Here is a 12623-nt window from a genome sequence, read left to right on the forward strand (position 1 = left end):
ACGACCCGGCAATGCCGCTTCCTGCCCCCGCCCCGCTCCCATGCCTACCTGCCCCCGCTGCGACGGCACCGACTGTCGCCAATCGCCCTGGCGCTCGGAAGACGAACGGCGCACCCACCCGGGCGAACTCGCCTGGCGCTGCATGTCCTGCGTACATCGCTTCTACAGCCCGGCACCGAAGGGAGTGCTGCGGAACAATCCTCTGTTCGCTGCGATCGGCGGCAGCACGTTCCTGGTCGTGGTCGCCGTCGTGGTGATTCTGTGGGTCTGGAAGAGCTGAGCCGGAAACCGCTCGATCAGCCGCCGAAACCGCAGCGGAAGACATCGGGGTGTCGAATCAGCGTCCGGTAGCCGCCCCCCGGCCGATGAACAGCGTGCCGAACCAGACGACGAAAAGGGTCAACGCCGCCGCCACCAGAAGCCCACCGGTCTGCTGCTGCTGCTCGAGCGAGTAGCTGTTGCAGGCCCGCAGCGGTGCGGCCAGATACAGCCAGCCGAGCACCGCGACCATGCTGATCGCGTTGGTCCAGACGAAGCCGCGTCCGATCAGGGACAGTTGCGGCCAGGCGAGCCCGAGGGGCAGGCCGACGAGCAGGGGCACGGTGAGGAACTTCGCCAGTTCGACCGCGGGCGACGCCAGGGCGGCATCGAGTACGCGCGGCAGCATCCAGTACGCCATCGCAAACACTGCCACCACCACCCACGCCGCCGGGCCGCCGCTGAGCGCCAGCATGCGCTGCTGCCATTGCGGCGGCAGCCAACGCGCGGCGACGAAACCGAGCACGCCGAGCAGCGGAATCTGCACCAGCATGTGCGCCGACATCGTCGCCTCGAGCCCGGCCCGCAGCGGCGGCAACGCCAGTCCGCCGTACAGCAGGAGCAGCGCATGGCGGGCCGTTGCGCGCCCCTCCCTCATCGCAGCGCCTCGACGCTGGCGACGAAACCTTGCACATCCTCGGGATCGCTAATCCGGGCGAGACGCCCCTCACGGTCGATCAGGTGGAGCGCGGCGTTGTGCTCGAAGCCACCGCGCCGGTCCGGGATCACCACCACGCCGAAGCGTCCGAGCAGCGCATCCAGCGCCACCCGATCCGGCACACGGGCCACGCGCCAGTGCCTGCCGTCGGCCCCGAAGCGGCGGGCGTAGTCACGCAGTTGCGCGGGCTGATCGTGTTCAGGATCGAAACTCAGACTCAGCAGGGCGAAATCGCGCCCGAGGGCCTGCGGCGGAACGCGGTCGTGGATCTGGCGGAAAGCTGCGCCCAAGCTCAGGCACACGGTCTCGCAGCGGGTATAGATGAATTCCACCGCCAGCAGCCGGCCGCGGTAGTCGTCGAGCGAAAAGAAGGCTCCGTCCTGGTCCTGCAGCCTGGCCGTGGGCAGCGTCCGCGGGCTGCGCAGCACTTCGGCGCGGCGGGCGCTTTCCGCGGTGAACGCGCTCAGCCCGTCGGTCGCCTGCCACAGGATCGCGGCGCCGGCGATGCCCGCCAGCGCCGACGCCAGCACCGCGCGCAGGCCGACGCTCACGCGGCGGGCAGCCCCACCGGAATGCTGGCGCGCGCATGTTCGCGCCGGGCCAGCCCGAGCCGGAGCAGGAAGCGGACGATGAACAGCAGGCTGGCGGCAATCACCAGTGCCGCGAACACCGATCCCGCCCGATCGTAAGGCAGCCATTCCGGCAGATGCTGGGCGTAGCGGCGTGCTGCCCCTTCCTTGCCGCCCATCAGGAAACTCAGCACGAAGCCCATCCCGCCGACGACGAAGACCCAGAACGCGGCGCGATCAAGGATGCCGTCGCGCTCGTCGCGGCGCGCCTTGCCGAGGAAGTACATGAAGCCGAACACCATCGCGACCATCCCGAGCAGGAGGTAGGTATGGAAATGTCCCGGCACCCACAAGGTGTTGTGCATCACGTAGTTGACCGGGATCGTGCCGTCGATGAAGGCCGGCATCACGCCCACCGTCCACCCGAACAGGCCGAGGAAGAGCAGCCTCGAACTCATGTCCCAGTCGATGTCGGAACGGTGCACGATCATCAGCGCGCCATAGCCAGTCACGAGCAGGATCGGGAAGGTGTTCATGTAGCCGATCACGTGGCCCATGACCAGCATCCATTTCGGAAAGGCGAAGTCCATCAACAGATGGTGGGGGAAGATGAACAGCACCATCAGCGTCGACAGGGTCCAGGCCGCGAGGAACACTCGGCCCGACTTCCACGGCCGCTGGGTGTAGCGCGGCAGGATCTCGTAGACCGCGATCACCGCCATGTAGATGGTGGCGTTGATGAAGACGTGGCCGAAGAAGTAGATCATCGCCTTCGCCAGCAGCGGGTCGATGGCGAACTCCGGCAGGTAGAGATTGACCAGCATCATGCTCAGGATCGTCGCGCCGACGACCAGGGCGAGGAGATTGACGATGGTGACCATCGTGCTCGCCACCACCGCCGGCGGGGGTGCCTTGCCGTCATCCGCGCCGAACAGCTGCGGCCACCCCAGCGCCCGGGCGAAGCTGCCGTAGCGGGCGATCAGCGCCCGGGCGACGTCGAGGTGCAGCAGCACGAAGCCCACGCCGATCACCAGCATCCCGCCCAGGAACAGGGCCGCGGCACCGGCCGACCACATTCCCATCGTGTTGCCGGGCAGGGGGTAGAGAAAGGTCCATGCGCCGTGGAAACTGCCGAGCAGCACGCTCCCCAGCACCATCCCCACGCCCCCCAGGAACAGCACCAGATTCGCGATCAGGATCGCCGGCGACAGATCGACGTAGCGGCTGAGGAAGTGCCACATCACCGCCGCGCCGGCCAGCCCGGCGATGCCGACCATGCCGGCGCCGTGCAGGGTCATCAGGCGGTAGAACCACAGCGCGCCGATGTCGATGAAGCGGGCCTGCTCGAGCCGCATCAGCAGCCCGAACAGCATCATCAGCAGGATCACCGCAGCCGTTACCACCAGATAGGCCACCACGCCCGTGCTCGCGCCGCGATCGGTGTCGGGCGCACTCTTGTTGTCGGCCATCTCAGTTCCCCCCCACGGTGAGTTCGGCGGTCATCCCGTGATGGACCGTGCCGCAGTATTCGAGACACAGGATGCGGTAGCGGCCTTCGCGCTCGAAGGTATGGCGGATCACGTTGGTGTAGCCGGGCATCGCCTGCACCTGGGCGACGAGCTTCAGCTCGGGGTCGTAGATGCCGAAGCCGTGATTGACATCCGCGCTGGTGACGCGGAACTCCACCGGGCGACCGGGTTCGACCCGGTTCGGGCTGAGTTCCCAGTACCACAGGTAGCCCTTCGCCTCGACGACCTGCGCCGCAGCGCCCGCCTCGCTGGCCCGGGCAGCGTAGGGCAGCGCCCGCAGCGAGTAGATCATCGCCGAGCCCAGGATCAGGGCCAGCACCCAGAACGCACGTGCGCGCAATGCATACGCCCGCCGCGCCAGCCCGGCATAGTCCTGCTCCCGGCGCCGGGAGCTTGCCGCACCATAGGCGAACATCGCGGCGACCAGCGCCATCAGCGCGATCGATACCCACCAGGCTGTCTGCTGCATCAGCGATTCTCCCTCGAAAGCGGCCGGCAATCCGGTCCATGCCGTTTCTTTATAGTCGGTGCCGATATGTCATGCAATGATGTTCACTTTCCGCCCACGGCGACGCCCCGCCTGCTGGCAGGCGGTCGTTCCTTGCGCAAGCGCTCGCCGCTTTCAGGACAGCCGCCCGGTTTTCGCCGCCATGATGAAGTCGTTGTCGTGCAGGCCGCCGATTTTGTGGGTGTACCAGACGATCTCCGCCCAGCCCCAACCGAAATGGACATCCGGATGATGGCCTTCGGCTTCGGCCAGCTCGCCGACGCGGCACACGAACTCCATCGCCCGGCGGAAATCGGGAAAATCGAAGCGGCGGCTCAGGCGCCGCCCGCCGTCGCCCAACGACCACTCCGGGATCTGCTGCAGCAAGACCTGCGCCTGCGCTTCGCTCAGCGGCGGGATGCCGCCACGGCAGGGAACGCAGGATTTATCGACCAGATCGCCACCCATGATGTCCTCCTCGCCAGCGGGGCCGGCCGCAGTCGGCCGCAACCCGTGCTGGTTCGAGAAGGCCGGGGCCGGCGAGTTCAATCGGCGCGGCGCGGGCAGCCCCCCGCGACGGCATCGGGGATCCTCCGCCACGCGACAAGGCCTAAGATACGGTGTGCGCCGATTGCAACCTGCACCGATTGCAGTCCCGGCGCCTCCCGCTCCACCACGTCCGCAGTCTGCCCCTGATGACACCCGCCACACCGATGACCGATTCCCCGCATCCACTGCGCGCCGTGCGCGGCGAGTTCGTTCATTTCCTCGCCGACCCGGCGGCGTATGGGGACAACGCGCTCGAACACTTCGTCGACGGCGTTCTCGTCGTCCGCGACGGCCACGTCGCCGAACTCGGCCCCGCCGCCGCAGTGCTGACCAAACTGCCGGCCGGCACGCCGCTCACCGACTACCGCGGCAAGCTGATCCTGCCCGGCTTCATCGACACCCATATCCACTACGCCCAGACCGACATCATCGCCAGCCACGGCGAGCAGCTGCTGACCTGGCTGGAAAAATACACTTTCCCCGCCGAAGCCCGCTTCGCCGACCCGGCGCACGCCGCCGAAGTCGCCGCGTTTTTCTGCGACGAGCTGCTGAAGAACGGCACCACCACCGCGCTCGCCTTCGCCACCGTGCATCCGGCCTCGGTCGATGCGCTGTTCACCGCCGCACAACGCCGCCGGATGCGTCTGATCGCCGGCAAGGTGCTGATGGACCGTCACTGCCCGGACTTCCTGCGCGACACCGCCGCCCGCGGCGCGGCCGAATCGAAGGCCCTGATCGAGCGCTGGCACGGTCGCGACCGCCTGCTGTACGCACTCACACCGCGTTTCGCGCCGACGTCGACACCGGAGCAGATGCGCCTTGCCGGGCGCCTGTTCGCCGAGCACCCCGGCGTCTACCTGCAGTCCCACGTCGCCGAGAACCGTGCCGAGGCCGACTGGGTCGCCCGCCTCTACCCCGAAGCGCGCAGCTACCTCGGCGTCTATGACCGCTTCGGCCAGCTCGGCGCGCGCGCGGTGTTCGCTCACTGCCTCTGGCTCGACGACGCCGACCGCCGGCGCATCGCCGACACCGGCACGGCGATCAGCTTTTGCCCGACCGCCAACCTCTTTCTCGGCTCGGGCCTGTTCGATCTCGGGCGTGCCCGGGCACTGGGCATCCGCGTCGGGCTGGGCACCGACATCGGCGCCGGCACCAGCTTTTCGATGCTGCAGACGCTGAGCGAGGCCTACAAGGTGCTGCAGCTCAGCGGCCAGACGCTGTCGGCGGCAAGCGCCTTCCACCTCGCCACCCTGGGCGGCGCCCACAGCCTCTACCTGGACGGGCGGATCGGCAACTTCCTCCCCGGCAAGGAGGCCGACTTCGTCGTTCTCGACCCACGGGCGACACCGCTGCTGGCGCGGCGCAGCGCCGGGTGCACGACCCTGGGCGAACGCTTGTTCGTGCTGATGATGCTGGGCGACGACCGCGCGGTGGCTGCGACCCACGTGCTCGGCGAGGTCACCTGGCAGCGCCCGGAATAGCTTTCACGAAAACGTTTTGCAAGCTCCTGTTCCCTTTGCGAACATCGTCCACCGCTTGCGGGCGATGGGATGCTCAGAGCTCGCGCTGCCGACCGTACTGGATCAGCGCCGGCGCGATCGCTTCGAGCCCGAGCACGCGCCCCGCCGCACCGAGACGGATCGCCTCCCTGGGCATGCCGAACACCACCGAGCTGGCTTCGTCCTGGGCGACGGTGGCCGCCCCCGCGTCGAACAGCTCGCGCAGGCCGCGCGCGCCGTCATCGCCCATACCGGTCATGATCACGCCCATCGCATTGCGCCCGGCATGTCTGGCGACCGAGCGGAACAGCACATCGACCGACGGCCGATGCCGGTTCACCGGCGGCCCATCGCGGACTTCGACGAGGTAATGCGCGCCGCTGCGCCGCACCGTCAGATGGCGGCCACCGGGTGCGATCAGCGCCCGTCCGGCGATCACGCGCTGGCCGTCCTGCGCTTCCAGCACTTCGATCGCGCACAGCTGGTTCAGGCGCTGGGCGAACAGCTCGGTGAACTTCTCCGGCATGTGCTGCACCACGACGAGGCCCGGAATGGTGCGTGGCAAGGCACGCAGCACCACCTCCAGCGCCTGGGTGCCGCCGGTCGAAGTGCCGATCGCGATCAGGCGGTCGGTGGTCTCGGCCAGCGCTTCGTGCCCGGCGGTCGCCGGCGGCCGTGCCCCCTGCGCCCCGTCCGGCAAAGAGGGCGAGGATGAGGCGGGCGGCGGCATCCGCCCCGGCGTCGCGGCGGCCAGCTTCATCGCCCGCATGTTCGCCCGCGCCGCCGAGCGCACTGCGCTCACCACTTCGGCCGCCGAATCGTTGAGGAAATGCTTCAGCCCGAGCGTGGGCTTGGTGATGATCGACACCGCGCCAGCGGCCAGCGCCTGCATCGTGGTTTCCGCCCCCCGGCTGGTGAGCGTGGAGCAGATGATCACCGGTGTCGGGCGCTCGGCCATGATCCGCTTCAGGAAAGTGATGCCGTCCATGCGCGGCATCTCGACGTCGAGCAGGATGACATCGGGCCAGGCCTGGCGCATCTTGTCGAGCGCAAACACCGGATCGGAGGCGGTGGCGATCACTTCGATGCCCGGCGCCCGGCGCAGCACTTCGCCCATCACCTGGCGGACGACCGCCGAGTCGTCGACGATCAGTACCCGGATCGGGTTGCGCGCCCCCCTGCTTCCCGCTTCGCCCACGACCGCACTCATCACAGCGCCCCTGTCGCTGCACCGTCCGGCACCGGCGCCAGCGTCGAATCGGCGACGTGGCGCACCCACACTTCCCCGCTGCCGACCTCGAAGATCACGCTGCGATGCCCGTCGCCGGCGAGGTGGGAAGCCTTGATCCGGAAGCCGTGCTGACGCAGCAGGCGCTGCCCGGCCTCGATGTTGCGGTTGCCGATCTCCATCGATTCGTTCCCTTCCCGGTTGCGCGGCGTGCGGAACATCCGCCCGCCGCCGAACAGCTTGACCTGGTATTCGCCCGGCCGGGTGCCCTGCGCGCGCAGCTCGCGCAGGAACAGCGCGATCGCATCGTCGGCATAGCGCCCGTCGAGCGCCTGTCCACCGCGCCGGCTGCGCGCCGGCAGCATGTAATGGCACATTCCGCCGTGGCGCAGTCGGGGATGCCACAGGGTGATCGACACGCAGGAGCCGAGCAGGGTCCGGATGCGGGTGTCGCGGTCGCCGAAGTAGAAGTCGCCCGGCTGCAGGAAAATGTCGATCACATGGCGGCCGCCACCCATCACAGGATCCGCCGATACACCGTCGGCCGCTCCTGGCGCAACGCGGTGCAGACGCCGTTGAGGGTTTCCGAGTGGCCGACGAACAGCCAGCCGCCCGGCTTCAGCTGGCGGGCGATGCGGGCGACGATCTGCTGCTTGGTCGGCAGATCGAAGTAGATCAGCACGTTGCGCAGGAACACGACGTCGAACTCGCCCACCCCGGCGAGCGACTCGTTCAGGTTGACCTGGGCAAAGCGCACCCGCTGGCGCAGCGCGGGCATCACCTGCAAGGTGCCGGCGCGGCTGCCGATGCCGCGCAGGCAGAAGCGCCCGAGGTAGTCGCGGGAAATGCCGTCGATGCGGTTCATCGCGTAGATGCCGGTGCGCGCCTTGTCCACGACCTCGCGGCTGATGTCCGAACCGAACACCTGCCACGGGTGCTGCTCGCCGAGGCGGTCCATCAGCACCATCGCGATGCTGTAGGCCTCTTCCCCGGAAGAGCTGGCCGCACTCCAGACCCGCAGCGCACGCCCGCGCGGCACGGCATCGAGCACCGGACCGGCGAGATACTCGAAATGCTTCGGTTCGCGGAAGAAGTAAGTCTCGTGGGTGGTCAGCAGATCGACCATGCGCTGGAATTCGTCGGGCGCGCCACCGCCGGTGACGACCCGGTAATAGTCGCCGTAGCTGGGCAAGGCCAGCGCCCTCAGGCGCCGGTTGAGGCGCCCGCTGACCAGATGCTTCTTCGACGACGGCAGGTCGACACCGGCGGCACGGCGCATCAGCGCACGAAACTGGCTGAACTCGGTGTCGCTGATGGTGATTTCGCGGCGGTACATGCAGACTCGTCAGGGCGTCGCATGGCCACCCTCGGCGAGGGTGGCGAAGGTGGCGATCTCATCGACCGAGAACACCCGGCCGACGTCGAGGACGACGATGAAGCGTCCTCCGACCCGCGCCATCCCGGCGATGAAGTCGGTCCGGATGCGCGCCCCAAAGCTGGGCGCAGGCTCGATCTCCGCGCCCCCGATCTCGAGCACTTCACTCACGCCGTCGACCAGCACGCCCAGCGTCTGCCGCTGCGCCCCCCCGCCGCCTTCCACCTCCACGATGACGATGCACGAGCGCCGCCCCACCGTCGAGCGCGCCCGGCCGAAGCGCGCCGACAGATCGATCACCGGCACTACCGCGCCGCGCAGGTTGATCACCCCACGCACCGTCGGCGGCGTCATCGGCACCTCGGTCAGGCTGCCGTATTCGATGATCTCGCGGATCTGCAGGATGTCGATCGCGAATGTCTCGCCGTTCAGCATGAACACCAGGTACTGCCCCCCGCTCGAACCCGTGGGCGCACCAGCAACGGTCAGGTTGGTTTCCGACATGGCCTCGCCCCGCTCAGAAACGCACGTACTCGGCGTCTCCGGCCGCCACCAGCGCCGGTTGCGCGAGCCGGCGCGGCGTCCCTCCACCCGGACGGCCTCCGCCCGGACGGCGCAGCGTCACCTCCGCCTCGCCCACCTCGCCCGTTTGTCCTTCGAGCCGGAACTGCCCCACCAGCTGCTGCAGCTGCGCCGCCTGGCTGCTCATCTCCTCGGCGGTCGCCGACAGTTCCTCCGAGGCCGACGCGTTCTGCTGCGTGGTCTGGCTGATCTGCCCCATCGCAATGTTGATCTGCCCCGCCCCCGCCGACTGCTCTTCCGAAGCCGCGGTGATCTCCTGCACCAGCTCGGCCGTGCGCCGGATCGACGGCACCATCTCATCGAGCAGCGCCCCCGCGCGCTCGGCCGTCTTCACGCTCGTGCCGGCCAGCTCGCCGATCTCCTGCGCTGCCACCTGGCTGCGCTCGGCCAGCTTCCTCACTTCGGCCGCCACCACCGCGAAGCCCTTGCCGTGCTCGCCCGCGCGCGCCGCCTCGATCGCCGCGTTGAGCGCCAGCAGGTTGGTCTGGTAGGCAATGTCATCGACGATGCCGATCTTGTCCGCGATCGACTTCATCGCCTCCACCGTCGCCCGCACCGCCTCGCCGCCCTCGCTCGCGTCGCTCGCCGACTTGCTCGCGATGCCGTCGGTCACCCGCGCGTTCTCCGTGTTCTGCCCGATCGAGGCCGACATCTGCTCGATCGAGGCCGTCGTCTCTTCCAGGCTCGCCGCCTGCTCCGACGAGCCCTGCGCCAGCGACTGCGAGGTCGCGCTCACTTCTTCCGACGCCGCCGACAGCGAATCGGCCGCCGCCCTCACCTTGCCCACCGTCTGCGACAAACTCCCCACCATGCACTGCATCGCGTACAGCAGGCTCGACTGGTCGCCCTTGCGCAGCTTCACCGCCACCGTCAGGTCGCCGCCCGCGACCCGCTGCGCGACCTCCGCCGCGTACCCCGGCTCGCCTCCCAGCTGGCGCACCAGGCTGCGCCCGATCAGCACCGCAACCACCAGCCCGAGCAGCACCGCCGCGCCGCCCAGCGCCGAAATCAGCATCACCGCCTCGGCGACGCGCTCGTTGGTCACGCTGCCGCCCTTGTCCATCAGCGCATCGCCGACCGACACCACGTCATTGACCCGCTTGCGGTACTGGGTGGCGACCGCGCTGTACTCGCCGAGCAGATACTCGCGCGCTTCTTCGCGGCGGCCCTCGTCGACGAGCTTCATCAGCTGATCCTGCATCGGAATGTACTGCTCGCGGCTGTCGACCACCGCCTTGAACAGCTCCTTGCCGCGCGGCGTCGCCAGCTTCGGCCCGAGCTCGGCCCAGGTCTCGCCGAGCAGCTTGCGCCCGCCCAGGATCCGCTCCTTGGCCTTCTGGATGCGCTCCGGGTTGTCGGCGATCACCAGATCGCGCCCGCCCATCGCGACTTCATTCACCCCCACCAGGCCGTTCTGCAGCATCTGCACCTTGGGCCAGGTTTCATGAACCATCTCGTCCACATCGGCGTTGATCAGCATCAGGCGCTGGATGCTGATGCCCGCCACCAGCACCAGCAGCACCAGCACCACGCCAAAGCCCAGCCCGAGCTTCACGCTCACTTTCATGTTTCTGAACACTGCTTTCTCCGCTTGTGATTTTGCCTTGCCTGCAGGATGCACACTTCCTTGCGCACCCCACCGTTTCTTCTCGCCGGCTATGCGGCGAGCGCGCGCGCGCGTTGCCCGCTGCCGGTCAACCGGCCTTCGTGCGCGATCGCGCGCTGGACCAGTTGCGGCACATCCAGGATCAGTGCCACTTCGCCGGTCCCCAGGATCGTCGACCCGGCGATTCCCGCGACCTTCTCAAACAGCCGGCCGAGCGGCTTGATCACCGTCTGGCACTCGCCCAGCAGCCGGTCCACCACGATCCCGGCCTGGCGCCCGGCGAAGCGCACCACCACCACGCTCTGGCGCGCGGGCGATTCGCCCGCGATGGCGAACATCCGGCGCAGGCGCACGAAAGGCAGCACCTGGTCGCGCAGGTTCAGGTAGGCCGCCTCGCCGACGCCGTCGGGCAGCTCGATGCATTCGAGCACCGCGTCGAGCGGCAGGATGAAGCTGGCCTCGCCGACGCCAACCCTGAAACCGTCGATGATCGCCAGCGTCAGCGGCAGGCACAGCCGCATCGTCGTGCCCCGCCCGGGCGTGCTGTCGATGTCGAGGCTGCCGCGCAAGGCCTCGACATTGCTCTTGACCACGTCCATGCCGACGCCGCGCCCGGACAGGTTGGTGACCTGGCTGGCGGTGGAGAAACCGGGCTCGAGGATCAGGCGATGGATTTCCGCCGTCGTCAGATGGGCCTCGGGCGCCACCAGGCCGCGTTCGACCGCTTTGGCGAAAATGCGCCCGGGGTCGAGCCCGGCGCCGTCGTCGGCCACTTCGATGACGATGCTGCCGCTTTCGTGGTAGGCATCGAGCTGCAGCGTGCCGCGCGCCGGCTTGCCCGCCGCCAGCCGGCGTTCGGGCGACTCGATGCCGTGGTCGATGGCGTTGCGCACCAGGTGCATCAGCGGATCGCCGATCTTCTCCACCATCGACTTGTCGAGCTCAGTCTCGGCGCCGCCGATACGCAGCTCGATGTCCTTGCCCAGTTCGCGCGAGACGTCGCGCACCACGCGCGGGAAGCGGTTGAACACTTCGCCGATCGGCGTCATGCGCAGGCGCAGCGCGGCGTCGCGCACATCCTCGACCAGACGCAGCAGGTTGGAGGCGGTCTCGTGCAGTTCGCGGCTGTTGGTCAGCTGCGCCTGCAACTGGGTCGCCGCACCGGCGATCACCAGCTCGCCGACCTGGTCGATCAGCGCATCGAGGCGGTCGGCCGGGACCTTGACGCTCTTGGCCTCGCTCGAACGCCGCTCCTCGACAGCACGCTGCTTGCCGAGCGCAGCCTCGACCACCTGCGGCTGCACCACCGCCTGTTCGACCAGCACCTGGCCCAAGCGCTGCGGCGGCACCGCAGCCTGCTGGCACGCCAGCGCCTCTTCGAGCTCGCGCGGCGTCAGCGAACCGCAGGCGACCAGGATCTCGCCCAGCCGGCGCTCATCCTCGTCGAGCGACTCGATCAGGGCGATGAAATCTTCGACGCGGCTGTTCGGCGGCACGATGGTGATCGTCGCGCTGTCCTGGACGAACTCGAACACGCTCTCGATCTCGGCCTTGCTCGCCGGGCTGCGCAGGGCCACTTCGAATCCGAGCCAGCACACTTCCAGATCGCCGGCTTCCAGATCGGGCAGCGCGTCGGTGACGGTTTCGACATGGACGAGTTCGCCCAGCGTGCGCAGGTAGTGGATGAAGGACAGCGGGTCCATGCCGTTGCGCAGCACTTCGGGGCCGAAGCGCAGCGACAGGTGCCAGTGCTCGGCGCCGATCGGCACGCTGCTGCCGGCCTCCACCGTGCATGCCGGCTCATCGGCGAGCGGGGCCTCGGCCGGGACCCCGCCACCGGCCTCACCGGCGAAGACCCGCAGGCGCGCCAGCAGCGGCGCCCCGGCGGCTTCCTCCACGGGGTCACCGGCGGCGATCGCGGCGACCTGGTGGGCGATGTGGTCCTGCGCTTCGAGGAGCAGGGTCACCAGCTCACCGGAGAACGCCAGATCGCCGTTGCGCAGGCGATCGAGCACGTTCTCCACGCCATGGGTGAAGTGCACCACCGCATCCAGGCCGAACAGTCCGGCCGAGCCCTTGATCGTGTGGGCGCAGCGGAACAGCGCGTTCATGTCCTCGCCCTCCGCCTCGCCACGGTCGGCGCGCAGCAGGATGTCTTCCATCTGCGCGAGCAGTTCGCGGCTTTCTTCGAGGAAGGTGGCCAGCGCCAGCGAAAGATCCATG

At 68.7% G+C, this 12623-nt stretch carries 13 protein-coding genes; 2 read left to right on the forward strand and 11 right to left on the reverse strand.

Annotated features, from left to right (window positions below):
* Nucleotides 1-40: 40 nt before the first annotated feature.
* Nucleotides 41-280: a hypothetical protein gene (locus tag Tharo_RS11435; RefSeq protein WP_107221305.1), complete on the forward strand. Its 240-nt coding sequence runs from the start codon at nt 41-43 to the stop codon at nt 278-280.
* A gap of 57 nt (nt 281-337) precedes the next feature.
* On the opposite strand, the gene Tharo_RS11440 is transcribed toward Tharo_RS11435, so the two are convergent.
* The 5 genes from Tharo_RS11440 to Tharo_RS11460 form a co-directional block, all read right to left on the reverse strand.
* Nucleotides 338-916 carry a hypothetical protein gene (locus Tharo_RS11440; protein ID WP_107221306.1) on the reverse strand — a complete coding sequence of 193 codons (579 nt, stop codon included), beginning with the start codon at nt 914-916 and terminating at the stop codon, nt 338-340.
* Nucleotides 913-1527, reverse strand: coding sequence for an SCO family protein (locus Tharo_RS11445; RefSeq protein WP_107221307.1), 615 nt, complete (start codon nt 1525-1527; stop codon nt 913-915). Before Tharo_RS11445 ends, Tharo_RS11440 begins: the two co-directional genes overlap by 4 nt.
* Nucleotides 1524-3014 carry a cbb3-type cytochrome c oxidase subunit I gene (locus Tharo_RS11450; RefSeq protein WP_107221308.1) on the reverse strand — a complete coding sequence of 497 codons (1491 nt, stop codon included), beginning with the start codon at nt 3012-3014 and terminating at the stop codon, nt 1524-1526. The genes Tharo_RS11445 and Tharo_RS11450 overlap by 4 nt, the downstream gene beginning before the upstream one ends.
* A 1-nt stretch (nt 3015) precedes the next feature.
* A complete protein-coding gene (locus Tharo_RS11455) occupies nt 3016-3543 on the reverse strand; it encodes a cupredoxin domain-containing protein (RefSeq protein ID WP_107222403.1) in 528 nt (175 codons plus the stop codon).
* Between the two features lie 153 nt (nt 3544-3696).
* Nucleotides 3697-4029 carry a 4a-hydroxytetrahydrobiopterin dehydratase gene (locus Tharo_RS11460; RefSeq protein ID WP_107221309.1) on the reverse strand — a complete coding sequence of 111 codons (333 nt, stop codon included), beginning with the start codon at nt 4027-4029 and terminating at the stop codon, nt 3697-3699.
* A 245-nt stretch (nt 4030-4274) separates the two neighbouring features.
* Between Tharo_RS11460 and guaD the strand changes: the two genes are divergently transcribed.
* On the forward strand, nt 4275-5591 hold the full coding sequence (gene guaD, locus Tharo_RS11465) for a guanine deaminase (protein ID WP_245880890.1): 1317 nt from the start codon (nt 4275-4277) through the stop codon (nt 5589-5591).
* A 73-nt stretch (nt 5592-5664) separates the two neighbouring features.
* On the opposite strand, the gene Tharo_RS11470 is transcribed toward guaD, so the two are convergent.
* From Tharo_RS11470 to Tharo_RS11495, 6 genes are all read right to left on the reverse strand, one after another.
* Complete coding sequence (locus Tharo_RS11470) at nt 5665-6819, reverse strand: protein-glutamate methylesterase/protein-glutamine glutaminase (protein ID WP_107221311.1); 1155 nt, start codon at nt 6817-6819, stop codon at nt 5665-5667.
* On the reverse strand, nt 6819-7355 hold the full coding sequence (locus tag Tharo_RS11475; protein ID WP_107221312.1) for a chemotaxis protein CheD: 537 nt from the start codon (nt 7353-7355) through the stop codon (nt 6819-6821). The genes Tharo_RS11470 and Tharo_RS11475 overlap by 1 nt, the downstream gene beginning before the upstream one ends.
* Nucleotides 7355-8173: a CheR family methyltransferase gene (locus Tharo_RS11480; RefSeq protein ID WP_107221313.1), complete on the reverse strand. Its 819-nt coding sequence runs from the start codon at nt 8171-8173 to the stop codon at nt 7355-7357. The genes Tharo_RS11475 and Tharo_RS11480 overlap by 1 nt, the downstream gene beginning before the upstream one ends.
* Before the next feature lie 9 nt (nt 8174-8182).
* Nucleotides 8183-8716 (reverse strand): chemotaxis protein CheW, encoded by a 534-nt coding sequence (locus Tharo_RS11485; protein WP_107221314.1) that lies wholly within the window; start codon nt 8714-8716, stop codon nt 8183-8185.
* Nucleotides 8717-8729: 13 nt separating this feature from the next.
* On the reverse strand, nt 8730-10361 hold the full coding sequence (locus Tharo_RS11490) for a methyl-accepting chemotaxis protein (RefSeq protein ID WP_211309602.1): 1632 nt from the start codon (nt 10359-10361) through the stop codon (nt 8730-8732).
* Between the two features lie 89 nt (nt 10362-10450).
* Nucleotides 10451-12622, reverse strand: coding sequence for a chemotaxis protein CheA (locus Tharo_RS11495; protein WP_107221316.1), 2172 nt, complete (start codon nt 12620-12622; stop codon nt 10451-10453).
* Nucleotide 12623 lies beyond the last annotated feature (1 nt).

Source organism: Thauera aromatica K172, assembly GCF_003030465.1.
Lineage (GTDB): Bacteria > Pseudomonadota > Gammaproteobacteria > Burkholderiales > Rhodocyclaceae > Thauera > Thauera aromatica.

Bases quoted from the DNA above. Each gene is read 5' to 3' on its own strand.
- Tharo_RS11435 (WP_107221305.1), top strand. From the start codon at position 41: ATGCCTACCTGCCCCCGCTGCGACGGCACCGACTGTCGCCAATCGCCC.
- Tharo_RS11440 (WP_107221306.1), bottom strand. From the start codon at position 916: ATGAGGGAGGGGCGCGCAACGGCCCGCCATGCGCTGCTCCTGCTGTAC.
- Tharo_RS11450 (WP_107221308.1), bottom strand. From the start codon at position 3,014: ATGGCCGACAACAAGAGTGCGCCCGACACCGATCGCGGCGCGAGCACG.
- Tharo_RS11455 (WP_107222403.1), bottom strand. From the start codon at position 3,543: ATGCAGCAGACAGCCTGGTGGGTATCGATCGCGCTGATGGCGCTGGTC.
- Tharo_RS11460 (WP_107221309.1), bottom strand. From the start codon at position 4,029: ATGGGTGGCGATCTGGTCGATAAATCCTGCGTTCCCTGCCGTGGCGGC.
- guaD (WP_245880890.1), top strand. From the start codon at position 4,275: ATGACCGATTCCCCGCATCCACTGCGCGCCGTGCGCGGCGAGTTCGTT.
- Tharo_RS11470 (WP_107221311.1), bottom strand. From the start codon at position 6,819: ATGAGTGCGGTCGTGGGCGAAGCGGGAAGCAGGGGGGCGCGCAACCCG.
- Tharo_RS11475 (WP_107221312.1), bottom strand. From the start codon at position 7,355: ATGGGTGGCGGCCGCCATGTGATCGACATTTTCCTGCAGCCGGGCGAC.
- Tharo_RS11480 (WP_107221313.1), bottom strand. From the start codon at position 8,173: ATGTACCGCCGCGAAATCACCATCAGCGACACCGAGTTCAGCCAGTTT.
- Tharo_RS11485 (WP_107221314.1), bottom strand. From the start codon at position 8,716: ATGTCGGAAACCAACCTGACCGTTGCTGGTGCGCCCACGGGTTCGAGC.
- Tharo_RS11490 (WP_211309602.1), bottom strand. From the start codon at position 10,361: ATGAAAGTGAGCGTGAAGCTCGGGCTGGGCTTTGGCGTGGTGCTGGTG.
- Tharo_RS11495 (WP_107221316.1), bottom strand. From the start codon at position 12,622: ATGGATCTTTCGCTGGCGCTGGCCACCTTCCTCGAAGAAAGCCGCGAA.